This is a genomic window from Roseomonas marmotae (assembly GCF_017654485.1).
Classification (GTDB): domain Bacteria; phylum Pseudomonadota; class Alphaproteobacteria; order Acetobacterales; family Acetobacteraceae; genus Pseudoroseomonas; species Pseudoroseomonas marmotae.
Genome location: NZ_CP061091.1, coordinates 1,509,544 through 1,534,987, shown reverse-complemented (window position 1 = coordinate 1,534,987; position 25,444 = coordinate 1,509,544). Strand labels below are relative to the sequence as shown.

Here is a 25,444-nt window from a genome sequence, read left to right as displayed (position 1 = left end):
TGCCACCGGTGAAAGCTGAGATGCGTGTTGCCATATTTGTGACGAATGCGTCTGGGACGTATGGGGGTGGTCGTCTGGCGGCGTTCCTGCTGGCGCAGTGCCTGGCGCGGGCGGGGGCGGAAGTGGCCTTCGTCACCAATGCCAAGCCGGTCTTCTATGAGGACCTGAAGCATTTCGGCCATCCCGGCCGCGTCGCCTTCCACCAGACCAAGGATTTCCACGCCGGACTGCCGGCGGGCGGCTTCGACATCGTCATCATCATCCCCGGCCAGTCGCAGGACCGCCAGTTCTACATCGGCGCCCGCGGCTTCGCCCGCCGCCGCGGCGCCCGCCTGGTGCTGTTCAACTTCGAGACGCCCAACTGGTTCAACAGCCAGGCCCCCACCACCCGCAGCGAGGATATGTGGCTGGAGTGGCGCCGCTGCATCGAGGACGGCTGCCTCGTCCTCTCCAATTCCGAGCAGTCCATGCGCTTCGCCCAGGACTATTACTGCTCGCATCCCGAGACCACCTTCTTCGACTACTGGCACCAGCCGATCAACCTGCAGGCGCTGGCCCGCGTCGCGCCGCAGTATCGCGAGAACCGCGCCGTCTGCTTCGTCCGCGCCCGCGACCCGCACAAGGGCGGACAGGACCTGATCGACGCCCTCTCCGAGGACCTGCGCGGCTGGACCCTCTCGCTGATCGTCGGCTCCGCCAAGCTCGACGAGGAATACCACGAGGCCATCGCCGCCGCCGCGCGCCGCCACCAGATCGCCATCGAGGTCAAGCCGCTGCTGTCGGACACCGACAAGTTCGTCGAACTCAAGCGCGCCCGCATGCTGATCTACCCCTCCCGCTTCGAGGGCTACGGCATCCCCCCCATCGAGGCCCTCTCCGCCGGCACACCCTGCGTCTGCTACGACCTGCCGGTCTTCCGCGAGGTCTGCGGCGACGCCCTCATCGCCGTGCCCTCCGGCGATATCGAGGGCCTGCGCGCCGGCATCCGACAGGTCATCGCCTCCTCCCCCGCAGACTGGAACCACCTGCCCCAACAGGTCGCCTCCGTCTCCTCCATCCTCCAGTGCGGCCAGGCCGCCCTCGCAGCTCTCCAGACGTATCTGCGACAGGAGATCCGCGAAACCGGGCACGCACTGCCCGCGCCGCGTCCGCAGCGGCCTACGCCGCATCTCGTCTATATCAGCGGCGCCCGCCTTGACCCTGCCGGCTTCATCGAGTTGCGCGGATGGTCGCCGCTACGCCAGCGCTCCCGCCTCATGGCCTCAGTGAACGGGGTGGTGCTGGGCGAGGTCACGCGCGGCCTCGCGCGGCAGGATGTGCTGGAGAAGCACCCCTGGCTGGGCACGGCGGATTGCGGCTTCGTGCTGTGCCATCCCCTCCGCGCGGAAACGGAGGAAATTTCCGTGACCGTGACGGCGCTGGGCCGGGATGGCACGCAGTTCGACAGCATCCGCCGTGACTTCGCCGTGGCGGATATCCGCAAACCCGCCGGCAAGCCGGACCCGGCATTGTATCAGCGCGGCGGCGTCAAATTCGTGCGGGAGGGCGAGACCGGTTACATCACCGGCTGGGTGGCCACGACCAAGCCGCTGATGAAGCTGGAAGCCTTCGCCGGCAATCGCACGCTCTGGCTGCAATACGGCCGCACGCGGCCCGATGTCATGGCGAAGCTGGAAGGCTTCCCGCCGCAGGCTCCCGGTTTTGCCATTCATCTGAGCAGCGAGGACATGGCGGCGCTCGATGAAGCGAAGGAAGTGGCGCTGGTCACTACCGCTCCGACGGGCGTCTTCATCGAACGGCTGAAGGTGAAATGGGAGGAGATGGCGCCCGGCGTGGCGGAGCTGCCGCCGGAGCTGCCGAGCGAAGCCCAGCCCCACGCCCTCCCGCTGACGGCCAATATTCGCAAGGTCACCTACGACGAATACGGTGTGGCGGAATTCGAGGGTTATGTGCTCTCGGTGCCGCGCGTCGATGTCATCAAGTTCTGGCTGGGGGATGTCTTCCTGGGCGAGGGGATGCCCGACCGCCTCTACATGAACATCTTCGAGAAGAACCGCGTCTATGGCGATGCCTTCTGCGGCTTCCAGTTCACCGGCCGCGCCATCGGCCTGCCACCGGCCGAGGCCCGCTACCGGGTCGAGTTCTGTTATGGCGAGGATACGGCGCATGTCGTGGAAGGCATCGCCACCCCCAGCCGGCGTGCCGCGGCGGCGCTGCAGACCGATGCCGCGCTTTGGCCGCAGGATTTCCTGACATCCCCCACGCGGCCCGCCGTGGCCGCGCTGGTGGTGGAGGATGCCCGCCTGCTGGACAATGCCATGGGCGCGGCGCACCGGGCCCTGCTCACGCATCTGCGGCACACGGGGCAGGAGATCCTCATCATCCTGCACGGCAATCCGCACCGCTTCTCCGACGAGTTGCCGCGCTGGCGTGCCCTGGCGGATGCGGTGTTGCTGGTCAATCCGGTGACGCCGGTGCCGGGCGCTGCGCCCCTGCCCTTCGCGGATTGGAACCGTTCCTCCGCGGCCTTGCAGGCAGTCCTGGCCTCCCTGGCCGGTCAGATGCCGCGCCTGGCCGCCGTGCTGGTGCAGCGTCCGGCACTGGCCCCCGCACTCGCGGCCCTGCCCGAACATGGCCCCCTGGCGCTGGTGCTGGAGGAGGCGGCCGAAGCCCATCTGCCCTGGAGGGAAGCGGCGCCCCTGGCGCGCCAGCTCGGGCCTACGCCGGGCGAAGGAATGCTGCATCTGGGCCTGGATCCGGCCGGCATCGCCGCGCAGGTCATGCCCATGGACGGTGGCCCGGCGCCGGATGGGAGGCCCTGGCTGGTGCTCAATGGCACCAGCATCGGGGAGGATGCTTATGCCACGCTGCTGTCCACCGCCGCCGATGCCGGGCTGCGTCTGGGCGCCGTGATCGATGCACCACCGCTGGAAACAGCCGGAGCCATCCAGGCGCGGCTGGGACTGCCGCCGCAGGTCGAGCCGCTCTGGCTGCCCTGGCTGGCCGCTATGCCGCGGGATTCGGTGCGGGCGGTGCTGGATCTCGGCGGCGGCCATCCTGGAGCTTTGGAGGCCGTGGCGCTGCAACGCGGCTTTCCGCTCGGCCTCTGGAAGGAGGTGGCGCCGGAGGCTCCGCGGCGCCCCTGGCCGGCGCTGCACCTGACCGAGATCCTCGCCGGGCACGGTGCGGCGCACGGGCCCAGCGGCAGCAGCCCCTACGCGGCCCTGGACGAAGTTCTGGCCGGGCATGCGCGCCGGGTCCTGTTGATGGCCGCGGAGTGATCTGGTCGTGGTGAATGCAGCGAATTCCCCTGCCCTGCCGCAGCTTGGACGCCCCTGGCGGGACCGCTTCCCCGGGCCGGATCCGCAGCCGGTGGATGTGGGCCACAAGCTGGAATTGCATGAGGGTATGCGGGTGCTGGGCTTCTGGCCGACGGAACGGCAGGCACGGCTCTCCTGCCGCCGGATCGGGCCTGAGCCCGAGGCCGTGATCTTTATCGGCGCCCTGGCGCCGGAAGTGCAGACGCTGCGGCTGACCTTCCTCGCCCCGGCGGACCCGGCGCCTTTCGGCCTGCTGCGCCTGTTCTACGAGGACCAGCCGCTGCCGCAGCGGCCGACCCTGGTGCCGGAGACAGTCGCGGCGCTGGTGCCGCAGGCCTGGGCCGTCCAGGCATCGCTACCAGCGGTGGAAGATCAGCCACGGCCTGCCTGGGCACGGCTCGAGATCCGCATTAGCCGCACGCTGCCCGATGCCGCCCATGCCCGCTGGGTCGGGCCGGCGCTACACGCTGTCGAGTTCCTGGGGTAATGGTGATGTTGACGCTTGCCTATGTCGCCGCGAGCGATGTCGATCTGGCGACAGCCTGGCTGCAGCAGACCGTGGCGCAGGGGCAGAAGCCCGTGCTGGTGTCCGACGCTGCGGATCGGCCGGTGCTGCGCGCGCTGGCGCTGCGCTTCGGGCTGGAGCATCACCTGCTGCCCGGCGCGCCGGACTGGCCCGAGGCCCTGGCGCTGCGGCCGCTGCTGGGGCGCATCGCCCAGGGCCAGGCCGAAGCCGTTTTCCTGTGCGATCCCGTGCCCTTCAACATGGTGTTCCGCAACAACGAGGTCGTGCCCTCCTGGGCGGACCGCTTCCCGGCCGTGCGGGTGCTGCACCAGCTGGGCGTGAGGGACTTCCGCTTCATCGGCCGACAGGGCGAGTACAAGGCGCATATCCCCTGGCTGCTGGATAGCCTGGTGGGCCGCCACAGGAACCAGCGCGCCTTCATCGTCGGCAATGGACCCTCGCTGCGGCAGACCGACATGACGAAGCTGAAGGACGAGATCACCTTCGGCTCCAACCGCAGCTTCCTCGGCTACGAGGACTGGGGTTACGCCTTCAAATACTGGGGCATTTCCGACCGCCTGCAGATCGAGATGTATCGGGAGGAATACGAGCAGGGGATCGACCGGGATTCGGTCAAGTTCTTTCCCTTCGAGTATCTGCCCTTCTTCCGCGTGGAGAATGCCTGCCCGATCCCGGTGGCATCCGAAATCTTCTTCGGTGACACTACGCCGCTGCGCTTCCCCTATTTCGCCGAACGCCCGAGCATGGTGTTCATGGCCTTCACCGTGACCATCACGCTGATCCAGATCGCGGCCATGATGGGCTGCAACCCGATCATCCTGATCGGCGTGGACCACAGCTATCCCATTGCCCGCGTCAAGCGCCGCGGCCAGGGTGAGACCGGGCTTAACCCCACCGCGCTGGCGCCGCCTGAGGAGCTTGCCCGCAACAGCAAGCTGGGCTGGGACTTCTGGGAAGGAAATGCCGCGACCGGCGCCACGCATTTCACCGACAAATACACCAGCAACAAGGTCTTCGTGCCGCCACGTACCGCCTGGTCCGAGAGCGCCTACGACTATTGCCGGCTCTGGGGCGAGCGCTATGGCGTGGAAATCCTGAACGCGACCGTCGGCACCCACCTGGAGAGCTTTCCGAAGGTGGATTACGCCAGCCTGTTCTGAAGCCGCCCTCCCTGCCAGTGGCACATAAACCCTTTGTTGTTCGGCTTGTTCCGCGTGCCGTGGCACAATGGGTTCCATGAATGCGCGATCTTTCCAGGCCGCGATCCGCTTCGGGCTGGGACCACGACCGGACCAGCCCGTACCTGCGGATGCCGAACGGTGGCTACTGGACCAACTTGAAGGTCCGGCCCCGGAGCCACCACCTCCCGCCGGCTTCGACCATCCGCCCACCGTAGCCGATGGCTTCCGCATCTGGCGGGAGCGTGATGCCGCCCCGCCGCCGGAGCCCGGCCAAAGAACGCCCGTCGACACCTACTTCCTGGCCGAGAGCATCGCCGCCCACGCCTGGCGCCTGGATACACCGGCCCCCTACCGGGAAAGGCTGGTCGATTTCTGGAGTAACCATTTCACCATCAGCCGCCGTGCCGGAACGCAGGTGTCAGTCACCGTCCCCTCCTTCGTGCGGGACGTCATTCGCCCGGGCGCGACCGGGCGCTTCGCCGATATGCTGGTCGCCGCCTTCAAGCATCCGGCGATGCTGGGCTATCTGGACCAGGCATCCTCCGTCGGTCCCAACAGCCGCTTCGGCCGCCGGACCGGCCGCGGGCTGAACGAGAATCTGGCGCGCGAGATCCTGGAGCTCCACACCGTCTCCCCCGCCGCCGGCTATACCCAGCAGGATGTGACGGAGTTCGCCCGCCTGCTGACCGGCTGGCGCACCGAGCGGGACCGCGAGCCCTTCGGCACCGTTTTCACGGAGGCGGCCCACGAGCCAGGGGAAAAGACCGTGATGGGCCGCCGCTTTGGCGAGGGCGAGCTGGCTGCGGAGCAGGCCCTGCGCTTCCTGGCCGCGCATCCGGCCACGCATCGCCATCTCGCCACCAAGCTGGCGCGCCACTTCGTGGCCGATGATCCACCGGTTTCCGCTGTGGCGCGGCTAGAGGCCGTGTTGAGGGACACCAATGGCGACCTTGGCGCCGTATCTCGTGCTCTGGTGCAATTGCCACAGGCCTGGGATCCGCCCTTCAGCAAGCTGCGTGCGCCCTCCGACTATGTCACCGCCGTCTATCGTGCCTGCGGTGCCGGCGGCGACCGCTTTGGCGAGGCGGCCTTCAAAGCCACAGCCGGCTTCGGACAGCCGGTCTGGAGCGCTCTTCAACCCAATGGCTGGCCGGATCTTGCCCAAGACTGGGCAACACCGGAGGCCGTGATGCAGCGGCTGGACTGGGCTTTTCGCCTGGGCGGGCAGTTTGCCCGACTGCGGCCCCTGGAGGTGCTGGAGACCACGCTCGGTCCCCTGGCGCCGCTTGAGACGCGGCAGGCCCTCATGGGTGCCGGATCGCCCCAGGAGGCACTTGCCCTGCTCTTCGCCAGCGCGGAGTTCCAACGCCGATGAGCCATCTTCCGAAAATCGGCCGCCGCGGCTTCCTGCTGGGACTCAGTGCCTTCGCCGCGAGTTCAGGCGCCAGGCTGGCCCTGGCCAATCCTCCACCCGGCACGCTGGTCACGGAAGCCCGGCTGGTGGTCGTGATCCTGCGGGGGGCGATGGACGGCATGGCGGCGCTCGCGCCCTATGGCGATGCCAGTTACCGCGCCATCCGCGGCGGCCTGGCCCTGCCAGAGCCCGGGCAGGAGAACGGGCTGCTGGACTGCGGCGGCTTCTTCGGCCTCAACCCGCGGCTGACATCGCTGCATACCATGTTCCGCGAGGGATCGCTGCTGCCGGTGCATGCGGTGGCCGGCCCCTACCGCAACCGCAGCCACTTTGAGGCGCAGGACATGCTGGAAAGCGGCGCCCTCGAGCGGGGCGGGCTGACCTCAGGCTGGCTGAACCGTGCGCTGTCGGGTCTTCCGCCGCGGGCACCGGGGCAGCCGGATGCCGGGCTGGCCGTCGGACTGGCCCTGCCACTGCTGATGCGCGGGCCACAGAACGTAGGTATGTGGGCGCCGCCGAGCACGGTACTCCCCCCACCGGATCTTTATGCCCGCATGGCGGACCTGCTGCATACCGACCCGGTGTTGGGACGGGCGGTGACGGATGGGCTGCGGGGGCGCGGCTTCGCGGCGGAGACGCTGATGGACGGATCCCGCCCGTCCGGCGGCTTTCTGGCCTTAGCCGGCGTGGCAGGCAAGCTGCTGAGGTCGCCGGATGGGCCACGTGTCGCGGCCATGGAACTGGCGGGCTGGGATACCCACGCGGCGCAAACCCAGCGCATGGGGCCGGTGCTCGGGCAACTCGACGCCGGGCTGAATGCTCTGCGGGCGCAACTGGGCGAAGCCTGGCGCAATACGGCCGTGCTGGTGATGACGGAATTTGGCCGCACGGCACGCGTGAATGGCAATAACGGCACCGACCACGGGACCGGGGGCGTGGCCTTCGTGCTGGGCGGCGCCGTGGCAGGTGGGCGGGTGCTGGCGGATTGGCCGGGGCTGGCGGAGAATCAGCTATTCGAGAAGCGTGACCTGCAGCCCACGCGGGATCTGCGGGCCGTCGCCAAGGGCCTGCTGCGGTACCACCTGCGGCTGCCGCCGGCAGCCGTGGCCGCGGCCTTCCCGGACAGCGAGAATGTCGATGCCGAAAAGGGGCTGGTTGACGCTTAGAAGCAATCGCCCCGCCCTCAGCGTGAGGTGTCGCATCATGTGCCGGCCCCTGATCCAGCACATTGCAGGCCAGTTCATTAGGACATTACTGAAATCAAAGAAGGCTGCTTAGTTCGTAGCGACGCAGTAATAATATTTACATGTAAATACGTTATTTAAGTCGATATTGCATATTGTTAAATTATTAGTCGCCAGGATCAGAAAATCCTAAAATATCTATCCACCGTTATCTGCGCCAATCTGGAAAACCATAGGTACATCTCTTATGGTTCCGTCAGCAGTTGGATGTGGCCATGAAGGTTTCAGGCGACCTCGCGGAAAATACGATCACCGGTGAATTCGCTGACGGGAGTGCCGTGCACGTCGCTTTTCGAGGAAAGGGCAACCGACTGGAAATTGGCCCGAACGTGCTGTTCAAGGGCGGCACCATCAATTTCCGGGGCAGCGGGCAGAGCGTCAGGATTGCCGGCGATAACGTCATCATGGGCGAAATCCATCTCTCTGGAAACGGCAGCCAGGTCGAGATCGGCCACGGGACCAAAACGAACTCCGGACTGTGGATGAATCTTGGCGAAGCTGATGATCGCGTGCAAATCGGTAACGATTGTCTCTTTGCCAATGTCCGCTTTCGCACCTCTGATTCCCATCCGATTTATGACGATGAAACGGGCGAGCGGATTAACCACTCCAAGCCGATCAGAGTAGGAAACCGGGTTTGGATCGCGGAGGACGTGCTGATCCTCAAAGGCAGCGTGATACATGACGGCGCTGCCATCGGTGCTCGTTCTTTGGTGGCGGGAGAGATTCCAGCCAAATGTATCGCAGTCGGTGTGCCTGCCCGGGTGGTGCGGAAAAATATCCGCTGGGAAGAAAAATTCTCCTCGCCCGCCCGGATTTAGTTTCAACCTTACTCTAAGGGGAATTCTCTCCCCCAAGCCCCGTCCCGGGCGTTCATCCTCTCAGATGCATTCTTCGTCGTAAGCCAGTTAGGAATAACATGGTCACAGATACGGACAGCGCCGCGCTCCCGCGAAAGAAGTCCAGCGTGGTGCTCATGGGGCGAGCGAAGGATGAGGCCCTGCATCTTCTCGAATGGATCAGCTACCACAAGGCCGTAGGCTTCGATGAAATCGTCATCTTCTCGAACGAGAGCAGTGACGGCACCAATGCCCTGCTGGATGCCCTCGCGAATGCCGGGATCATCCACCACCAGATTTGCCACCTTGCCGAGGGGGAAACCCCCGACAAGGATATGAACAAGAGGCTCATCGAATACAGCAGATTGCTTCCTGTCGAATGGGCCGCTCTTCTGGATATCGATGAATATCTCCTCCTGGAGAAGCACAACAATATCCATGATTTCCTGGACGACCACGCCCACGCGGATGCCATAGCATTCAACTGGCGGAGCTTTGGATCGTCCGGCCACAGGGAGCGCACTCCAGGCCTGACAATCGAGCGTTTCACCCGTTGCGCTCCACCCCAGTCGCCGCTCAATAGATGGGTCAAGAGTATTGGCAAGCTAGAAAAAATTACCGGCGGCGGCCCGCATTACTTCCATTTGCGTGATGGCAATAAATTTTATTACCACGCCAGCGGAAACAAATACACGAACTACGCCGATCAGGAGGCGATAAACCATGATATCGCCTCCATCCACCATTACGCCATACGCTCAAAGCTTGAATTCTTGTTGAAGGAGGCGCGCGGAGATGCCCTGCATCCAGTCGAGAAGCAAGGCGAACTGAATCGGTACAACCTGAAGTTCTTCGAATCCCGCGATACGAACCATTGCAGTAACACATCCATCTTCAGGTTCATCAGCGCCACGAAGGAAAACATGGCGGACTTCGCCAGGAGGGCCGGGATCAACGGCCTTCTTCAGGAAATAGAAGACCGCCAGAACCGGATGATGCGCCAGCTTTCCACAACCACGCCGGCATGAGCCAAACGCTTGAAGCAAGCATCATGAAAGGCTGAGCTTCCCATGCGCCATGATCTGCCCGGCTTTCCTCCATTGGGCCAGCCGGGATTCACCCTGCCCGATCTCGACTCCATGAGCTGCATCGAGCTTCGTTCAGCCGCTGATGCGGAAAGCCTGAAGGCGCTGGGCATCGATATTGATTTCGGCTCTCAGGGGCCAGCCACGGACGAGGTCAGGGCAAAGGTGTTTCTTAGCCGGGATATGAGGAAGCGGAGGCTCTCGGTGTCCCTCTCCCCGAGAAGCCGCGGCGCAGTGCTTGTTCTCGGGAGTCCGTTCGGCCTGTCTGGCAAGTTGCATATCGATGGCGCGACCTGCTTCTTGCTGGACATGGGATCATCCCGGAAGAGTTCGACCGGTTCAGTGCATCTCATGTCCAATGGGTGCACCTTCTATTTTGGTCGCGAGGCCTCGGCCAACCATTTCTCGACGACATGCAAGGGCGAGGGAAATGCGACCATCATTGGCAGCGATTGCATGCTGGCTACCGAGATCCTTCTTTACGCCACCGACTTCCACGGGATCTTCGACCTGAAAAGCGGCGCTCTGATCAACGAGCATCCAGAAAATACCAAGACCATCGTCCTCCACCCCCATGTCTGGCTTGGCAGCAGGGTCATCGTGAACAAAGGCGTCAGCATCGGCCCAGGCAGCGCCGTCGGCGCCGCGAGTGTGGTGACGCGGGATATCCCGCGACATGCCCTCGCGGTTGGCAATCCGGCGCGCGTCATCCGGGAAGGCGTTTCCTGGACACGCGAGTTGCAGCCCGGTCAATCCGGCATTCAGGCCGTGACGGATTTCCTGGCGATGATCCCGTGACACGGCACTCGTTCGAGAGGGACATTGGCGCTTTGCCCGGAGCTATGGGCGGAGAGTATTACTCTTCGTGACGGCATGACGCACCGCGACAACCGAAGGACGGCCCAGTAGAGACTATGGACAAAGGACCTCCCTTGCCTTCTTCCGGCGTCGCCCCCGCGGCCTCCCCTGAGGGCCTGGACCTCCCCTCCGCAGGGCTGATCTCCGCCACTCGCAGCACAGCCGGGGAAGTCCTGCTGACGGGCCGCGCCTATTGGTCCTCCGTGCCAGAGCGGGTAACCGCCTTCAGCCCCGACGGCCCGATCCTGCCGGTTCTCTGGCAGGCGGAGCCTGCGGACTCCGGCGTGACGCCGGTGTTGTTCCGGGTTCTGGCACCAGCAGGCATCATCGGCCACCAGCTGGCACTCACGGCCTTCGCCGGGGGCATGGCGTTGCCTCCCTGCCCCGCGATGCCGGTCGAAGCAGCTGAGGCCCCCCCATGCGCGCGCCCGGCGCTTTGCGGTATCGAGCAGGACGAGACGGAAGGGCGCTGGCGGGCATTGCGCGGCTGGGTGCTGGCGCGGGAGCCGATCACTGAGATCCGCTACAGCCCTGACGGCCTCCAGTGGTTTGGCGCCCCTGCCACGCCTGACCCGGATGACGATCCCTCTGTCCATCCGGACTACCCCTTCCGCCGCTCCACCTTCTCCCTGGAATTCCCGCTGACTGGACGCGCGGAGGGGCAGGACCGGCTGCTCTGCCTCGCAAGCGACCATGCCGTCGATCTCCTGAGCGGCTGGCCGCTGAAGGCCGGGCGACATTTCCCGCGGCCTCCGGCGTTCGGCATCCGCAACGCCCTGCAGGAAGTGCTGGCAGGACTGTCCGAGCGCATGCCCGGGCTGCGGGCCATCATGGCGACGGACCCTCGCCTGCTGCCTGAACTTTCGATCCTGCCGGAGGACGCGGGAATAGCGCGCATCCTGCTGCCGGATCTCGGCACGCCCCGCCCCGTCGAGGCGACCGGGGCGGAATGGATCATGCCGAGCCTCGATCCCGCCGGCATCGCGGCAGAACTATCGCCGGTGCCGGAGCCGGCGCTGCTGCAACCGGATATCCGGTTCCTCGCTCTGGATGGCACAGCCATGGCGCCGGCGGCCCTGGGCCATGCCGCCGAAATCCTGTTGGGGATCGCCAAGGCAACCGGGCTGCGCCTGGCGGTGGTCGTGGATGCTCCTCCGCTGGAAGACAGCATGCGGATCGTCCGGCGTCTCGGCCTGCCGACGGAGGCCGTGCTGCTCTGGCCGCAATCCCTGCTTGCTGCCACACCCCGGCAGATCCAGGTCCTGGTGGACCCCGGAAGCCTTCCGGTACCCGGGCCCGTGGCCGCGCTCGCCCTGTCCCGCCGCATCCCGGTCGTGCTCTGGGACGAACTGGCGCCCGCCGGCCTGGACCGCCCCTGGCCGAGATTGCCGCTGGCGCGCATCCTGTCGGTGCCGCCGCCAGATCCGCCGACCTATCCGGCAGAGCCATATGCGCAGCTGGAAGCACTGTTATCCCGGTCGGGCACAGGCCGATCCAGCCTGGATACCGCCTGTTAAAACAGAAGACGGCGGGAACCGGTTCCCGCCGTCTCACATTCATGCCTTGGCGGGCAGCCGTCGTCAGGCGACGGCGTATTCGGCCTTGCCCACCAGCATGTCGACCACGGTGGTCAGCCAGATGTTGTGCATGCCCTCGACAACGTTATAGGCGCGCGAACCCAGCCAGAAGTCGATGTCGGAAAGTCCGCGCAGCGGATTATCCGACGCGCTGCCGGTGAAGCTGACGACCTTGAGGCCGCGCGAGCGCGCGTATTCCGCCGCCGCCACCGCGTTGGGCGACTTGCCGGAAACGGAGATCAGCACCAGCACGTCGCCATCATCGGCGTAGAATTCCACAGCCTTGGCCATGAAGTTCTCGAAGCCGAAGTCATTGGACAGGCAGGTGATCAGGTTGGGCTCGTTGAAGTCCATCGCCCGCACCCGGCCCTGCTTGGTGAAGTCGACGGCGCCATGCGAGGCGATGGAAGCGCTGGCGCCGTTGCCGGCGAACATGAGCTTGCCCTTCCGCTCCCGCACCTGCAGGCAGAGGTCATGGAAGGCGACCAGCTTCTCGTTGATGTTCTCCGTCGCCAACGCGCTGCGATAGAGATCAAAATACTGGCCCAGCCAGCTATTCCATTCGCTCATCACCATCTCCTTAGACAGTCGGATCAATCATGCCGCGTGCGCGCCTTGTATGCGCGGCTTCAACGTTCCTGGCGCACCATCTGCAGGTTTTCATGCAACACCGGGGAGACGGTGTGGTCATTGGCATAGATGCGGTCGATCAGGCTCATCACTTCCAGCGCCTGGCTGGAATTACCGTAGGTCACCGGCATGCCCAGCGTCACAGCATCCATGAAATGCTCGGCCTCGCGGTCCCAGGAGGTGTCGGTCGCATAGTGCAGCCGTTCCTCGCTGGCGAAGTTGGCGGCCGGCGCCGTCGCCCGGTTCTTGGCGATCGTCAGTTCCTCCTCGCCATAGCTGCCGGAGGAGGTCTTGAGCCCGTTCAGCACGAGGTAGCCGCGCTCCAGGAAGACCTCGAGCGAGAAGAGATGCCGCCACTGCGTCATGGTCGAGTGGAAGGAGACCTCCACCCCCGTCTTGCTGGACCGCATGATCGAGAAGACGTTGTCCTCGATGCCGGGGATCTTCCAGTAGCGCGAAGAGACCAGTGCATGCACCTGATCGAAGGGCGCGCCATTGATGTGCAGGAACAGGTCCAGCATGTGGATGCCCTGGTCCAGCAGGATGCCGCCGCCGGCCCGGGCACGGTCGGCCCGCCAGGTCTTCAGGTAGTCGCCGTCCACACTCTTGCCGTAGCGGCCACGCATCCAGAGCACCCGGCCATAGGCGCCGCTGTCCACCACCTGCTTCATCTTGATGACGCCGCCGTGATGGCGGTGATTGAAGCCATACATCAGCACGCGGCCGCTGGCCCGCTCGGCCTCGATGATGTCGTGCACATCCTCGGCCGTGAAGGCCGGCGGCTTCTCGCAGAAGACGTGCTTGCCGGCCCGTAGCGCGGCGATGGTCAGCGGCTTGTTCACCTCGTTCGTGGCGCAGATGAAGACACTGCCGATCGCCGGATTATCGATGATCTCCTGCGCCGAGGCCGCCACGGGGTGGCCCGCAGCGGGCTGCACGGCCACGTCGTAGACCTGCACGATCTGCGCGCGGCCGTCCCGCAGCAGGCTCTCGGCACGGGTCTGCCCCATTTTGCCAAAGCCGATAATTCCGACCTTCTCCGCCACAACAGCCTCCTTCAAACAGCCGCCCGGTCCCGTCAGCGCGAGACAAGGATATCAACCGCGTTTTCGTCCAATGCCGTAAAGGTGATCTCGGTCAGGCCAGCGCCCCGGGCCAAAGCCAGGCCGGCGGCGACATCCCACCACATGATATTGGTTTCCGCGTAGCCGTCGAGCCGCCCCATCGCCACCCAGGCCAGTGAGAGCGCGGCGGATCCGAGCATGCGGATCTTTTTCCAGTCCCGTGTCTGTCCCGCCAGGCGGGCACAGACGACGTCGGGATCGGCATAGCTGGGGAAACCGGTCGCCAGGATCTGACGTGGCGCCTGCGGCGGCGCCAGCGGCGCGCCATTCAGGAAAAGGCCAAGTCCCGGGCCGCCTGTCATCAATTCGTCGCGCTCAGGGTCATAAATGGCGCCGAGCACCGGCTCACGGCCACGACAGAGCGCGATGGAAACGGCATAGAGCGGAATGCCGCGGTAGAAGTTGAAGGAGCCGTCTAGAGGATCGACGACCCAGTGCAGCCCTTCCGCTTCGCCACCGCTGCCCCAGCCCTGTTCCTCACCCAGCACGGGAAGGTCCGCACGCTCGGCCAGCAGGCTCCGGATGCGTGCTTCCGAGGCGCCATCCTCGGCCAGCTTGATGTCACGTCCCAATTGCGTGAGCGGCGCACTCTCCCGATCTCGGGAAGCCACCAGGATGTCGCGGGTACAACGAGCTGCGTCACCTGCCAGCGTCAGCAGGAACTCTGGAGTGTATTCGGTTGTCTTCTGCACGGGGGCCCTCATGCTCGCCCGGTGCCGGCTTTACAGATGAGACTGGGGCATGGCAATCAGTTTCATACAAATTGGTTAGGACGTCATGAGCCCGCAACCCAAACTGGCGCGGCTGATCGCCGAAGCCTTTGACACGGCGCAGATCGTTATCCCGGAACCGCAGGATCTGCCTGCCGATATGGCCGCGGCAGCCCGGGTCAAGGATACGCTGGCGCGTCAGCTGGGACCGATTGCCGCCTTCAAGCTGGGTGCGACGATCGCCGGCGTGCGCACGAGTCTCGGCCTGTCCCGGCCTTTCTTTGGCGTCTTGCCGGAGTCACGTGTTTTCCAGGACGGCGCCACCGTTTCCGGCCCCGGTGCCCGGCAGACAGGCGTGGAAAGCGAATACGGCTTCCGCCTGGCCCGCGACATCACGGCCGACGACCTGCCGAAGGATGCGACCGGCGTTGCCGCGTTGATCGATGCCGTGCATCCGGCGCTGGAGATTCCGGGCACCCGCTTTGCCTCGCTGGGCATTCACGGCGGGCTGGCCCTGATGGCGGATGGCGGCGCCGCCGGCGCGCTGGTGCTCGGTCCCGCCCGTCCCTTCGACCCCCTGGCCGATTATGCCACCGCCCCCGTGACGCTGGAGATCGGCGGCAAGACCGCGGCCGAGGGCCGTGGTGACATTATCGACAATGGCCCCCTCGGTCCGTTGCTGGGCTTCTTTCAGGATGCGCTGGCGGCCGGCTACACGCTGAAGGCCGGACAGGTCATCGTGACCGGCAGCTGCACCGGCTATATCGAGGCGCCACGCGGCGCCAAGGTCGTCGCCCGCTTCGCCGCATTGGGCGACGCCTCCGTTTCCATGTCCTTTGGTGCCGGGCCTGCCGCATGACCACCTCTCCGCGCAGCGTGGCGGTCCTGTCCCGCTCCTTTTCCAAACACCCCGTGCTGCGCGCCGAATTGCAGGCGAAGTACCCGCAGGCCCTCTTCAACGATACTGGCCGCACCCTGGCGGGCGAGGAACTCATCGCCTTCCTGCGCGGCCATGACGCCGCCGTGGTGGCGCTCGAGAAGATCGACGACGCCACCCTGGCCGCCCTGCCGGATCTGCGGATCATCAGTAAATACGGCGTGGGCCTGGATAATGTGGACCTCGCCGCCGCCGCGCGCCGGGGCATCCGCGTCGGCTGGGAAGGTGGCGTGAACCGCCGCTCCGTGGCCGAGCTGGCCATCGGCTTCATGATCGCAGGCCTGCGCGGCGTCATCACCTCGCATGAGGAGATCAAGGCCGGCACCTGGCGGCAGTATCGTGGCCGCCAGCTCGGCGCCGTCACGGTCGGCCTGCTGGGCTTCGGCCATGTCGGGCGCGATGTCGCGGGACTGCTGCGCGCCTTCGGCACCCGGGTACTGACGCATGACATCCGCGATGTCTCAGCCCCCGCCGCCGAACTTGGCGTCGAGGTCACGGACCTCGATACGCTCGTGGCACAATCCGACGTGATCTCGCTGCACATTCCCAACACCACTGCCACCCGCAACATCTTCGGCGCCGACCGTCTGGCTGCCATGAAGCCCGGTGCCGTGCTGGTGAACACCGCGCGCGGCGGGCTGGTGGATGAGGATGCGCTCAAGGCCAGCCTGGCCTCCGGCCATCTCTCGGCCGCCTGCTTCGACGTCTTCGCCTTCGAGCCGCCGCAGGACATGGAGCTGTTCAATACGACGGGCTTCATCGGCACCGGCCATATCGGCGGCAGCGCCGAGGAAGCGGTCGTCGCCATGGGCCGCGCCGCCATCGCGGGGCTGGATAAGGCCACGGACCCGCTTTCCTTCATTCCTTCCTGGGCAGCCTGAGGCAGCGAGAGCATGTCGAATATCGCGATGATCCCGGCGCGGCTTGGCAGCCAGCGCCTGAAGCAGAAGAACCTCCTGCCGCTGAAGGGCGCGCCGCTGATCGCCCATGCGATCCGCAAGTGCCTGTCCTCCGGCGTCTTCGACGAGGTCTGGGTGAATTCCGAGGCCGATGAGATCGCCCGCATCGCCGAGGCCGAGGGCGCGAAGTTCCACCGCCGCCCGGCGGAACTCGCCAACAACGTCGCCACCAGCGAGCAGTTCGTGGCCGAGTTCCTGGACAAGCATCCCTGCGAGCGGGTCTTCCAGGTGCATTCCATCGCGCCGCTGCTGACGATCGAGGACATCGCCGGCTTCGTCCGCGCCATGGAGCAGACCAGCGCCGATGTGATGCTGAGCGTGGTGGATGAGCCGCTGGAGGCCCTCTGCCGTGGCGAGCCGGTGAACTTCACCTTCGCCGAAAAGACCAACAGCCAGGACCTGCCGCCGGTGCGCCGCATCACCTGGTCCGTCACAGGCTGGCGCCGGCAGACCTATCTGGACGCGGTGAAGTCCGGCGGCTGCGCCACCTATGCCGGCAAGGTCGAGCTCTTCAGCGTCGACCGCCTGGCCGGGCATGTCATCAAGCACGCCGAGGATCTGGCCATCGCCGAGGCGCTGTTCGACCTCGTGCATCAGCCCGCCACGGCCTGATGCCCATGTGGCCGGGCGAGGCAGCCCGGCCACCATTCCCCGGCCTGCCCCACGGCGGCATCCTGACGGGAGCGTGCCATGGCACCTGAACGACTGGACGAGATCGCCACCGGGCTGGCCCGTGCTCTAGCCGGCCATACGCCGGGGGCGGAGGACGGCGGCGGCCCGGGTGAGCGGGCCATGCAGGCGCGCATCCTCGACCTCTACGCGCGGGAGCTGAAGGGGCTGGAGGGTGACGAGGCCCTGAGCTGGCTGCTGCGCCGCATGGCCATGATCGAGGCGCGGCTGCACAACCTGCGGCCTGATGACGGCGACCCGCTGGAGGAAGCGGATGCCCCTCCCCGCCTCCTGCGGCTGGCCTGCGATGCGGAGCTGGTCCAGGGCGGCTTCTACCCCGCTGAACGCTCGGCAGAAGGTGTGGAGTTCCGCTGGATCGGCCCCTCACCCCAGGCCAATGTCTTCCTGCCACGCATGCGCCTGCCGCTGGAGGTGCGGCTGCATGTCCATTCCGCCTTCGTGCCGGAGGTGGTGCCGGAGGTGCGCCTCTCGCTGGATGGCGGCCCCTGGAAGCCGGTGATGGTGCGGGAGGGCAGGGACGGGCTGGTGCTCTCCGCCGTGCTGGAGGCCGGGCCCATGGGCCATGGCGGGCTGCTGCGGCTGGATATCGACACGATCCGCACCGACAGCCCCGGCAGGCGGGGCGGCACCGATGGGCGCCACCTCTCCCTCGCCCTCTCCGCCATCGAGGCCGAGAGCGCCTGAAGCAGGCTACCGGGTGGTGCGGGAGGGCAGCAGCGCCTGCACGCCGCGCGCCAGCGGCGCGAGGACCAGTTGCACCAGTGGGACGACCAGTGCCCCCAGCAACAGCCCCAGCACGCCGGAGATGGCGGCCGTGACGAACCACTCGGTCGCCGCACCGAGGGCCGGCAAGGCCCCTGCGGCGCCGAGGGCGGCGTCATGCACCAGATGGCCAGGGCCAGTGACGCCGAATTCCTCCAGGCCGTGCAGGATGATGCCGCCGCCGACCCAGAGCATGGCGGCCGTGCCGACGATGCCGAGGACCCGCAGGAAATGCGGCATCCCCACCACCAGCCCGCGTCCCAGGGCCTGCGTCAATGGCCGCAGCGCCCGATCGGCGCCCGATGGCGCGCCCGCCGCCATGGCGCTCCGCAGGCCCAGCAGGGTCGAGGCCGGGCAGGTGTTCCGGGCCAGCGCCACGCCGGCGTCATCGGCCTTCACGATCAGCGCCACGCTGCCATAGACCAGCAGCGTGATGCCGATGCCCACCAGCGCCAGGATGGCGGCCTTCGTCACGGTGGAGCCGCTGGTCAGCGTGGCCAGGGTCAGCGCCATGATCTCGGCCGAGAGGATGAAATCCGTCTGGATGGCGCTCCGGACCCGCTGCTCCTCCAGCACCGCCGGGTCGCGCGGGGCGGCGCCGATCTTCTCCTCATGCACATGCGCCTCATGCGGGCGGAGGGCGTGCAGGATCTTCTCGGCCCCCTCGTAGCAGAGGTAGAGCCCGCCTAGCATCAGCAGCGGCGTGATGACCCAGGGCGCGAAGTAGCTGAGCAGCAGCGCGCCCGGCAGCAGGAAGAGCAGCTTGTTTTTCATCGAGCCCAGTGCGATCCGCCCGACGATGGGCAGCTCCCGAGCGGCGGCGAAGCCCACGACGTAACGAGGCGTGACGGCCGCGTCGTCGATCACCACGCCCACGGCCTTGGTGCCCGCCTTGGCCGCCTGCGCCGCCACGTCATCCAGGGAGACGGCGGCCATTTTCGCCAGGGCCGCCACGTCATCCAGCAATGCGATCAACCCGAGGCTCACGCCGCTCTCCCGCTTTGTAGCATTCCCGGAATGACGCAGCGGCAGGGCCGGTTTCATGGGCTGTCAGAGTTGGGCTCCAGCACCCGCTCACGCGGCAGGGTCAGCCAGACGCGGGTGCCGATGCCGGGCACGGCCTCGATGCTCAACCCTCCGCCATGGGCGCGTAGCAGGTCATCCGCCACGAGCACCCCGAGGCCCAGCCCACGGGTACCCTGGCCGATGGTCAGGCCGTTCAGATCCTCCCCCGCATGGCCGCTGCCGTCATCCTCCACCAGGATGGCGACGCTCTCATCCGCCCGCACCAGCCGGATCTGAACGGAGTCGCCATCCCGTGTATGCCGCACCGCGCGCGTCAGGACCTGCCGTAGCGTGGCCGAGAGAGCCCTCCGATCGGCGGCCAGGGTCAGGCGGCGCAGTTCCGGGGCCACCTGCCAATGCCGCCGCCCCGGTGCCAGGGACTGCGTGATCTGGCCGATCGCCTCCTCCAGCAGCGGCCCCAGGGGCAGATCGGCCTCCCACAGCACGCGTGGGCCGGCATCGCGCGCCAGGATGTCGGAGACATCAGCGGCCAGCCCCATCAGCGCCCGCGCCCGTCCCGCCAGGCAGGCGTCCGGCGCGGCCTCCCCGGGCCGGGAGGCGGTGGCATAGCCCAGCAGCGTCAGCCCATGGCCCTGCATCTCCTGCGACAGCAGGCCCAGGTAGCGGCCGCGCGCTTCCAGGTCCCGCTCCACTTGCCGGAGCCGCGCCTCGACCCGGTGACGCTCCAGCCGGGCAGAACGGGTGATCAGGCCAGCGACGAGAACGGCGCAGCCCAACACCGCGGGGAGAATGGCATCCATACGCCTCATGCTGTGCGAAGGCGCTTAACAGGGGGTGAATGCCGCCTGGAAAATGAGACGGCGTCGGAACACGAAAAAGGGCGCTCCCGTCAGGCGGGAGCGCCCTTTTCCTTATCCGTTCCGAGCGGGTCGGTTCAGGCGGCGGCCGTCGCGGCGGCCTTCTTGGCCTGGGCGCGCAGGATGCGGCGCTTCAGGGTCTGGGCCTCGGCCGGCAGGTTGCGGTTCGGCGTGCCGATCAGGAAAGCGTCCAGGCCACCATTGTGCTCCACCGTGCGGATGCCGTTGGTGGAGAGGCGGATCTGGATCGAGGTGCCCAGCACGTCGGAGAAGAAAGACGACTCCTGCAGGTTCGGCAGGAAGCGGCGGCGCGTCTTGTTATTGGCGTGGCTGACGTTGTTGCCAGCCTGGACGCCCTTACCGGTGATCGCGCAACGGCGAGCCATGGCAATACCCTCTAGATTCAGCAGGCTGGGCACGCACGGCACCACTCGCCCGTCGGTGACAGGAAATCAGGAGGCGGCGTAATGGCCTGCCGCCCCGCCTGAGTCAAGGATTCGCGCGGGTCGGCTCAGTTGTTTCCGGCCGCCGGCGGGCTGGACTGGCGCATCTCCTCCAGCTCCCCCGATTCGACCGAGGCCAGGGCGCTGCGGAGAACATTGGCGATGGCCTGGTCCTTCATGCTGCGGGCCATCAGCCCCAGGGCCCCACCGAGCAGCGCCGAGGCCACGGAGATCGGCGCGATGTTCTGGCCAATCATATATTCGATGGCCTTATCCACGACCGAACCGGCGTGGCTGAGGTCCTCGGGGGCCATTCCCTGCGGATCAAGTTGCATGTGATGCCCTCCTGGATACGGTTCGGTCACATAGTCAGTGTCAGGCGTCGGCGGAAGCCCCAGGCCCCGCCTTCTTGCCCGCGGCCCGGCCAAAGCTCGCTCAGGGCGCCACGCCGGCCTCCCGCGCCGCCTCCTGCGCGGCGGCGGCGGCCTCGGCGGCAGCCACCGCCTCGGACTGCCGGCGCCACATCTGGGCATAGAGCCCGCCGCGCGCCATGAGCGAGATGTGGTTCCCGCGCTCGGCGATCTGGCCGTCCTGCAGCACCATGATCTCGTCCGCCTCCACCACGGTGGAGAGGCGGTGGGCGATGACCAGCGTGGTCCGTCCGGCCGAGACCCCGCGCAGCGCCGTCTGGATCTCCTGCTCCGTGCGGGTATCCAGCGCGCTGGTGGCCTCGTCGAGGATGAGGATGCGCGGGTTCTTCAGGATGGTGCGGGCGATGGCCACGCGCTGCTTCTCGCCGCCCGAGAGCTTCAGCCCGCGCTCGCCCACCCGGGTATTGTAGCCGTCGGGCAGGCGCATCACGAAGTCATGCACCTGGGCGAGCCGTGCCGCCTCCTCCACCTCCGCATCCGTGGCGCCGGGGCGGCCATAGGCGATGTTGTAGCCGATGGTGTCGTTGAACAGCACGGTGTCCTGCGGCACCACGCCGATGGCCGCCCGCAGGCTCTCCTGCGTCACCCCGCGGATATCGTGGCCATCGATGCGGATGGCGCCGCCCTGGACGTCGTAGAAGCGGAACAGCAGGCGGGAGATGGTGGACTTGCCCGCCCCCGTCGGCCCGACGATGGCCAGCGTCCTGCCCGGCGGCACGCTGACGGTGACGCCCTTGAGGATGATGCGGTCGGGACGGTAGCCGAAGCGGACATTCTCCAGCTCCAGCGCGCCTGGGCCGGGCGGCAGCGGGATGGCATCGGGGGCATCGGCCACCTCCTGCGGCTCCCGCATCAGGGTGAACATGGCCTCCATGTCCGTCAGGCCCTGCTTCAACTCGCGGTAGACAAAGCCCAGGAAGTTCAGCGGCAGGTAGAGCTGGATGAGGTAGGTGTTCACCAGGACGAAATCGCCCACCGTCATGCTGCCAGCCTGCACCCCCCGCGCCGCCATCAGCATCACCGCCGTCAGGCCGATGGCGATGATCGCCGCCTGCCCCATGTTCAGGTAGTTCAGCGTCACCTCGGAACGGACATAGGCGCCCTCGTAGCGCGCGAGCGAGCTGTCATAGCGCCGCTCCTCATGCCGCTCATTGCCGAAATACTTGACGGTCTCGTAGTTCAGCAGGCTGTCGATCGCCTTGGTATTGGCGTCCTGGTCCATTTCGTTCATGGCGCGGCGGAAGCGCAGGCGCCAGTCGGTGAAGACCAGGGTGAAGGCCACGTAGAGGCCGATCGTGATCAGCGTCACCACGGCGAAGGACCAGTCGAACATCCCCCAGAGGATGGCAGCCACCAGCAGCACCTCGAGCAGCGTCGGGACGATGCTGAAGACCATGAAGTCCAGCACGAAGTTGATGCCCTTCGTGCCGCGCTCGATGACACGGGAGAGGCCGCCGGTCTGCCGGTCCAGGTGGAAGCGCAACGAGAGCGCGTGCAGGTGCCGGAAGACCTGCAGGGCGATCACCCGGGCCGCCCGCGCCTGCACGCGAACGAACACCGCGTCCCGCAGTTCCGCGAACCAGGAGGAGGCGATGCGGAGCAGCCCGTAGCCCACCACCAGCGCCACGGGGATGGCCAGGATGGCGGCCACGCCTTCCTTCGGCGTCAGCGCATCCACGGCGCGGGCATAGACGATGGGCACCAGCACATTGGCGCCCTTGGCCACGACCATCAGGACCAGGGCGATGACGACCCGCGCCCGCAGGCCTGGCTCACCCCGCGGCCAGAGATAAGGGGCGAGGGTACGTAAGGTGGAAGCATCGCCGCGGCCCCGGCTGGGCGCGGCTTTGGTCTCGGCGGGCAAGGGAAATACTCCGGCGGTCTGGGACCGTTACATGGAGATACCTGCCGGGGCTGACAATGCGTCGCCGGGCTCAGCCAGGCCGTCGCCGCGCCGCCCATTGCCCGAGGCGCCATCAGGGGCCAGAAACCGGGACATGGAACACGCTGCCCTGGATGGCTTCGCGCGGCACATCGCCGCCTGCAACAACCTGGCCTCGCCGGCCGGGCTGGTCCCCTTCCGCATCCTGGGGCAGCAGGTCGGCTGGCTGCAGCCGGAACTGGCGCGCTGGCTGACCTACCGGCCGCAGCATTTCCATTTCGATGCCTCGGGCGCCGCGCTCGCGGCCAACCTGCGCGGCATGGCCCGGCGGGATGCCGCCCTGGCCGATGCGGTGAAGGGCATGGCCCGTGCCGGCTATGGCTCGGAACGCGGCGAGTTGTTCGACGTGCGCTCGACACCGGACGGGCCGGTGCTGGCCCGGCTGGACCGCGGCGCCGTGCCGGCCTTCGGCGTGATGGCCCAGGGAGTGCATCTGAACGGGCTGGTGCGCCGTGCCGACGGGCTGCACATGTGGCTGGGCCTGCGCGCGCGCGACAAGGCGGTGGCGCCGGGCCAATGGGACAATATCGTCGCCGGCGGCATCCCGGCTGGATTGAACGCGCTGGAGACCCTGGTGAAGGAAGGTGCCGAGGAAGCGGGCCTGCCGCCGGAGATGCTGGGCGCGGCGCGGCCGGTGGCCCGCATCTCCTACAACATGCAGCAGGATGAGGGCCTGCGCCGGGACATCCTGCATGTCTTCGACCTGGAACTGCCGGAGGACTTCACCCCCACCCCGCATGATGACGAGGTGGAGCGCTTCGAGCTCTGGCCGGCCTGGAAGGTGCTGGAGCTGGTAAGGGACACCGACAGCGTGAAGTTCAACGTCAACCTGGCGCTGATCGACCTCTTCCTGCGGGAAGGGATGATCGACGCGGGAGGGACGGAGGGCCGGGCATTGGCGGCGGCCCTGCGGGACTGAGCCTTGGGCCGGGAGCGGGAAGCGACAGCTTTCCCGCATCTGGTTTATTAGCGGCCTGGACGCGAATTAACCTTACGTTGTCTCACATTACTTACTAAAAATAGTACATGCCGTATGCTGTCTTACATGATTAAAGCGAAGATAGAGTTAAGCGAGTCGATTTACTTTACGCTACACAATATTTTCAGTTTTAATTTTGCGTAACAAACTGATTTTGCTTCGCATTTTCGTCTGGCATTCCACTTGCAATATGATCGCGGGGACTTGCCCCAGGCATGCTGTAGTGTGGAGATTACCGATGAAAACATCCGGATGGCTGGGCACGGCGGTCTTCGCCAGCCTCGCCTATCTCAGTGTCTCGGTCGCGCAGGCCGCGCCCGTTACCTCCAATCCCAGCTTCACGACCGGCGGGATCACCTTCAACAACTTCACGATCGCGCTGTCAGGTGAAGGCAACAGCTTCCCTACAATCGCCAAGAACGTCGATGTCAGCCTGATTCCCGAAGGCGTAGGGCTTCAGTTCAGCAGCAGCTTCAGCGTGCTCACTGATCCCAAAGCCGAGATCCCCAGCGGCTCGGTCCTGGATGCGGCGATCAGCTACATCGCCAGCGGCACTTCCGGCGTCACCTCCATCGGCCTCTCCTTCGACGCCTCCTTCTTCGGCCTTGCCGTCGCCTCCGTCACGGAAACAGCATGGGCCGATGCCAACCGGACGCAGATTGCTGGCCAGGTCAAAGTCACCTGCGGCTTCCTGGAGGGGTGCACTCCCAGCGACTCAGCCAAGGTCGTGGCGTTGAACGGTTCCTACGACAAGCTCTACATCACCAAGGACATCCTCCTGCGGGCCTTACCTAGCGGGGGGAGCGCGGAGACGTCCTTCATCAACCAGACCTACAATCCCAAGCCGACCCCGGTTCCGGAGCCCGCGACACTCGCGCTCTTCGGCACGGGCCTGGCGGCCCTGGGTCTGATCCGCCTTCGGCGCAAGGCGGCCTGAGCCTCCAGCCACGGCGAAACATGAAAGGGCCGGACCCCTGAAGGTCCGGCCCTTTTCTTATGAGCGGCAACCGGCGGCAGCCTACGCGGTGCCTCAGCGAAGAGGCGTGGCCTGCACGCCCTGGGGATAGCTGGGCGGCTGGTAGTTCCCCATGGGCTGCTGCCCGGCCGGGGTCTGCGGCGTCGCGGCGGCGGGCTGGCTGGTGGCGCCGAAGCGGATCAGCATACCGCGCAGCGGGTCGGCCCCGGGATTATGCGCGGCCATGTCGATGACGATCTGCCGCGCCGAATAGTTCTGGCCGTAATAGGCCCGGTTGGCCTCGCTGTTGCTGCCCATGATCGAGCCGTCCAGCGAGATGCCGGCATAGAGGCCGCGGGCCCGCGCCACCGTCACGATATCCGCGCCCACCGCTGCCGTGGTGGCCCCGGCGATGCCGCCGCCGATGGTGGCGACGGCGACCGAGGCATCCGCGCCGATCTTGAACTGGCTGTCCAGCAGCGCGCCCAGGCCCTTGTTGGTCAGGATCATCATCATGACCTGCGCGTCCTGCACGCCGATCTGGAAGCCGATGCTGCCGGCGCCAAGATTGTAGAAGGCTGGCGAGGACCAGGACCCCGCTCCGTCCCGCGCCAGCAGCACGCAGGAGCCGCCCTGCCCGCCGACGATGAAGCCGGCCCGGAAGATGCGCGGGCAGACCATGACGGCCCTCGCCTTCTGCAGCAGGGCCACCGCATCGGCCTGCGCGCCACCGCCATTGATCGGGCCCAGCATCTCCTGCACCGTCAGGGTTGACCGGTCGACCAGGGCCTGCTCCTCGCCCTGCGCGGAACCGGTGCAGGCCGGCAGCAGCACGGCCAGGGCGGCAACCGCGCCACGAGCCTTCCGCGAGATGGAGTGCCGCATCAAAAACCTCCTCCAAACCTTTGGTGGGACATGACCTTCTAACGCAGGCGTGGCAAGCCAAACTTGCGCC

Annotated in this window: 24 protein-coding genes; 15 read left to right on the top strand and 9 right to left on the bottom strand. The window is 66.6% G+C overall.

Annotated features, from left to right (window positions below; all coding sequences use genetic code 11):
* Nucleotides 1-20: 20 nt before the first annotated feature.
* The 9 genes from IAI58_RS07290 (at nucleotide 21) to IAI58_RS07250 (ending at nucleotide 11,984) form a co-directional block, all read left to right on the top strand.
* Nucleotides 21-3,281 (top strand): glycosyltransferase, encoded by a 3,261-nt coding sequence (locus IAI58_RS07290; RefSeq protein ID WP_208776040.1) that lies wholly within the window; start codon nucleotides 21-23, stop codon nucleotides 3,279-3,281.
* Nucleotides 3,282-3,288: 7 nt separating this feature from the next.
* Entirely contained in the window at nucleotides 3,289-3,807 is a 519-nt protein-coding gene (locus IAI58_RS07285) for a hypothetical protein (RefSeq protein WP_207448255.1), read from the top strand.
* A gap of 5 nt (nucleotides 3,808-3,812) precedes the next feature.
* Complete coding sequence (locus IAI58_RS07280) at nucleotides 3,813-5,006, top strand: motility associated factor glycosyltransferase family protein (protein ID WP_207448254.1); 1,194 nt, start codon at nucleotides 3,813-3,815, stop codon at nucleotides 5,004-5,006.
* 76 nt (nucleotides 5,007-5,082) lie between these two features.
* Nucleotides 5,083-6,402: a DUF1800 domain-containing protein gene (locus IAI58_RS07275; RefSeq protein ID WP_207448253.1), complete on the top strand. Its 1,320-nt coding sequence runs from the start codon at nucleotides 5,083-5,085 to the stop codon at nucleotides 6,400-6,402.
* The gene (locus tag IAI58_RS07270) at nucleotides 6,399-7,607 is read left to right on the top strand and encodes a DUF1501 domain-containing protein (RefSeq protein ID WP_207448252.1); all 1,209 of its coding nucleotides are present in this window, start codon (nucleotides 6,399-6,401) and stop codon (nucleotides 7,605-7,607) included. Before IAI58_RS07275 ends, IAI58_RS07270 begins: the two co-directional genes overlap by 4 nt.
* A 293-nt stretch (nucleotides 7,608-7,900) precedes the next feature.
* Nucleotides 7,901-8,506, top strand: a complete 606-nt coding sequence (locus IAI58_RS07265) for an acyltransferase (RefSeq protein WP_207448251.1) — start codon at nucleotides 7,901-7,903, stop codon at nucleotides 8,504-8,506.
* A gap of 98 nt (nucleotides 8,507-8,604) precedes the next feature.
* Nucleotides 8,605-9,552 (top strand): glycosyltransferase family 2 protein, encoded by a 948-nt coding sequence (locus IAI58_RS07260; protein ID WP_207448250.1) that lies wholly within the window; start codon nucleotides 8,605-8,607, stop codon nucleotides 9,550-9,552.
* Nucleotides 9,553-9,594: 42 nt separating this feature from the next.
* Complete coding sequence (locus IAI58_RS07255) at nucleotides 9,595-10,407, top strand: acyltransferase (RefSeq protein WP_207448249.1); 813 nt, start codon at nucleotides 9,595-9,597, stop codon at nucleotides 10,405-10,407.
* A 134-nt stretch (nucleotides 10,408-10,541) separates the two neighbouring features.
* On the top strand, nucleotides 10,542-11,984 hold the full coding sequence (locus IAI58_RS07250; RefSeq protein WP_207448247.1) for a hypothetical protein: 1,443 nt from the start codon (nucleotides 10,542-10,544) through the stop codon (nucleotides 11,982-11,984).
* Between the two features lie 63 nt (nucleotides 11,985-12,047).
* On the opposite strand, the gene IAI58_RS07245 is transcribed toward IAI58_RS07250, so the two are convergent.
* Genes IAI58_RS07245 through IAI58_RS07235 form a run of 3 tightly spaced genes read right to left on the bottom strand, consistent with a single transcriptional unit; the run spans nucleotide 12,048 to nucleotide 14,490 of the window.
* The gene (locus tag IAI58_RS07245) at nucleotides 12,048-12,614 is read right to left on the bottom strand and encodes a D-sedoheptulose-7-phosphate isomerase (protein WP_237182486.1); all 567 of its coding nucleotides are present in this window, start codon (nucleotides 12,612-12,614) and stop codon (nucleotides 12,048-12,050) included.
* Nucleotides 12,615-12,673: 59 nt separating this feature from the next.
* Complete coding sequence (locus tag IAI58_RS07240) at nucleotides 12,674-13,720, bottom strand: Gfo/Idh/MocA family protein (RefSeq protein ID WP_237182926.1); 1,047 nt, start codon at nucleotides 13,718-13,720, stop codon at nucleotides 12,674-12,676.
* 32 nt (nucleotides 13,721-13,752) lie between these two features.
* The gene (locus tag IAI58_RS07235; RefSeq protein ID WP_207448245.1) at nucleotides 13,753-14,490 is read right to left on the bottom strand and encodes an inositol monophosphatase family protein; all 738 of its coding nucleotides are present in this window, start codon (nucleotides 14,488-14,490) and stop codon (nucleotides 13,753-13,755) included.
* A gap of 85 nt (nucleotides 14,491-14,575) precedes the next feature.
* Here IAI58_RS07235 and IAI58_RS07230 point away from each other — a divergent pair, with 85 nt between their 5' ends.
* The 4 genes from IAI58_RS07230 to IAI58_RS07215 all read left to right on the top strand — a co-directional run bounded on the left by IAI58_RS07230 (nucleotide 14,576) and on the right by IAI58_RS07215 (nucleotide 17,778).
* The gene (locus tag IAI58_RS07230) at nucleotides 14,576-15,367 is read left to right on the top strand and encodes a 2-keto-4-pentenoate hydratase (RefSeq protein WP_207448243.1); all 792 of its coding nucleotides are present in this window, start codon (nucleotides 14,576-14,578) and stop codon (nucleotides 15,365-15,367) included.
* Nucleotides 15,364-16,326: a phosphoglycerate dehydrogenase gene (locus IAI58_RS07225; protein ID WP_207448241.1), complete on the top strand. Its 963-nt coding sequence runs from the start codon at nucleotides 15,364-15,366 to the stop codon at nucleotides 16,324-16,326. Before IAI58_RS07230 ends, IAI58_RS07225 begins: the two co-directional genes overlap by 4 nt.
* Before the next feature lie 12 nt (nucleotides 16,327-16,338).
* The gene (locus IAI58_RS07220; protein WP_207448239.1) at nucleotides 16,339-17,016 is read left to right on the top strand and encodes an acylneuraminate cytidylyltransferase family protein; all 678 of its coding nucleotides are present in this window, start codon (nucleotides 16,339-16,341) and stop codon (nucleotides 17,014-17,016) included.
* A 78-nt stretch (nucleotides 17,017-17,094) separates the two neighbouring features.
* Complete coding sequence (locus IAI58_RS07215; protein WP_207448236.1) at nucleotides 17,095-17,778, top strand: hypothetical protein; 684 nt, start codon at nucleotides 17,095-17,097, stop codon at nucleotides 17,776-17,778.
* A gap of 6 nt (nucleotides 17,779-17,784) precedes the next feature.
* Here IAI58_RS07215 and IAI58_RS07210 read toward each other — a convergent pair whose 3' ends face one another.
* The 5 genes from IAI58_RS07210 to IAI58_RS07190 form a co-directional block, all read right to left on the bottom strand.
* A complete protein-coding gene (locus tag IAI58_RS07210; protein WP_207448234.1) occupies nucleotides 17,785-18,843 on the bottom strand; it encodes a DUF808 domain-containing protein in 1,059 nt (352 codons plus the stop codon).
* Nucleotides 18,844-18,896: 53 nt separating this feature from the next.
* A complete protein-coding gene (locus IAI58_RS07205) occupies nucleotides 18,897-19,682 on the bottom strand; it encodes a sensor histidine kinase (RefSeq protein ID WP_207448232.1) in 786 nt (261 codons plus the stop codon).
* A gap of 134 nt (nucleotides 19,683-19,816) precedes the next feature.
* The gene (rpmB, locus tag IAI58_RS07200) at nucleotides 19,817-20,125 is read right to left on the bottom strand and encodes a 50S ribosomal protein L28 (protein ID WP_207448230.1); all 309 of its coding nucleotides are present in this window, start codon (nucleotides 20,123-20,125) and stop codon (nucleotides 19,817-19,819) included.
* 125 nt (nucleotides 20,126-20,250) lie between these two features.
* Nucleotides 20,251-20,517: a hypothetical protein gene (locus IAI58_RS07195; RefSeq protein WP_207448228.1), complete on the bottom strand. Its 267-nt coding sequence runs from the start codon at nucleotides 20,515-20,517 to the stop codon at nucleotides 20,251-20,253.
* A 100-nt stretch (nucleotides 20,518-20,617) separates the two neighbouring features.
* Nucleotides 20,618-22,477: an ABCB family ABC transporter ATP-binding protein/permease gene (locus IAI58_RS07190; RefSeq protein WP_207448226.1), complete on the bottom strand. Its 1,860-nt coding sequence runs from the start codon at nucleotides 22,475-22,477 to the stop codon at nucleotides 20,618-20,620.
* Nucleotides 22,478-22,610: 133 nt separating this feature from the next.
* Between IAI58_RS07190 and IAI58_RS07185 the strand changes: the two genes are divergently transcribed.
* A complete protein-coding gene (locus tag IAI58_RS07185) occupies nucleotides 22,611-23,474 on the top strand; it encodes an NUDIX hydrolase (protein WP_207448224.1) in 864 nt (287 codons plus the stop codon).
* 298 nt (nucleotides 23,475-23,772) lie between these two features.
* Entirely contained in the window at nucleotides 23,773-24,471 is a 699-nt protein-coding gene (locus tag IAI58_RS07180) for a PEP-CTERM sorting domain-containing protein (RefSeq protein ID WP_207448222.1), read from the top strand.
* 93 nt (nucleotides 24,472-24,564) lie between these two features.
* Here IAI58_RS07180 and IAI58_RS07175 read toward each other — a convergent pair whose 3' ends face one another.
* The gene (locus IAI58_RS07175) at nucleotides 24,565-25,374 is read right to left on the bottom strand and encodes a lipid-binding SYLF domain-containing protein (RefSeq protein ID WP_207448220.1); all 810 of its coding nucleotides are present in this window, start codon (nucleotides 25,372-25,374) and stop codon (nucleotides 24,565-24,567) included.
* Nucleotides 25,375-25,444: the final 70 nt, after the last annotated feature.

Coding starts and splice junctions, on each gene's coding strand:
- IAI58_RS07280 (WP_207448254.1), top strand. CDS start 3,813: ATGTTGACGCTTGCCTATGTCGCCGCGAGCGATGTCGATCTGGCGACA.
- IAI58_RS07205 (WP_207448232.1), bottom strand. CDS start 19,682: ATGGATGCCATTCTCCCCGCGGTGTTGGGCTGCGCCGTTCTCGTCGCT.
- IAI58_RS07215 (WP_207448236.1), top strand. CDS start 17,095: ATGGCACCTGAACGACTGGACGAGATCGCCACCGGGCTGGCCCGTGCT.
- IAI58_RS07185 (WP_207448224.1), top strand. CDS start 22,611: ATGGAACACGCTGCCCTGGATGGCTTCGCGCGGCACATCGCCGCCTGC.
- IAI58_RS07180 (WP_207448222.1), top strand. CDS start 23,773: ATGAAAACATCCGGATGGCTGGGCACGGCGGTCTTCGCCAGCCTCGCC.
- IAI58_RS07275 (WP_207448253.1), top strand. CDS start 5,083: ATGAATGCGCGATCTTTCCAGGCCGCGATCCGCTTCGGGCTGGGACCA.
- IAI58_RS07270 (WP_207448252.1), top strand. CDS start 6,399: ATGAGCCATCTTCCGAAAATCGGCCGCCGCGGCTTCCTGCTGGGACTC.
- IAI58_RS07225 (WP_207448241.1), top strand. CDS start 15,364: ATGACCACCTCTCCGCGCAGCGTGGCGGTCCTGTCCCGCTCCTTTTCC.
- rpmB (WP_207448230.1), bottom strand. CDS start 20,125: ATGGCTCGCCGTTGCGCGATCACCGGTAAGGGCGTCCAGGCTGGCAAC.
- IAI58_RS07175 (WP_207448220.1), bottom strand. CDS start 25,374: ATGCGGCACTCCATCTCGCGGAAGGCTCGTGGCGCGGTTGCCGCCCTG.
- IAI58_RS07265 (WP_207448251.1), top strand. CDS start 7,901: ATGAAGGTTTCAGGCGACCTCGCGGAAAATACGATCACCGGTGAATTC.
- IAI58_RS07255 (WP_207448249.1), top strand. CDS start 9,595: ATGCGCCATGATCTGCCCGGCTTTCCTCCATTGGGCCAGCCGGGATTC.
- IAI58_RS07195 (WP_207448228.1), bottom strand. CDS start 20,517: ATGCAACTTGATCCGCAGGGAATGGCCCCCGAGGACCTCAGCCACGCC.
- IAI58_RS07230 (WP_207448243.1), top strand. CDS start 14,576: ATGAGCCCGCAACCCAAACTGGCGCGGCTGATCGCCGAAGCCTTTGAC.
- IAI58_RS07290 (WP_208776040.1), top strand. CDS start 21: ATGCGTGTTGCCATATTTGTGACGAATGCGTCTGGGACGTATGGGGGT.
- IAI58_RS07260 (WP_207448250.1), top strand. CDS start 8,605: ATGGTCACAGATACGGACAGCGCCGCGCTCCCGCGAAAGAAGTCCAGC.
- IAI58_RS07220 (WP_207448239.1), top strand. CDS start 16,339: ATGTCGAATATCGCGATGATCCCGGCGCGGCTTGGCAGCCAGCGCCTG.
- IAI58_RS07245 (WP_237182486.1), bottom strand. CDS start 12,614: ATGAGCGAATGGAATAGCTGGCTGGGCCAGTATTTTGATCTCTATCGC.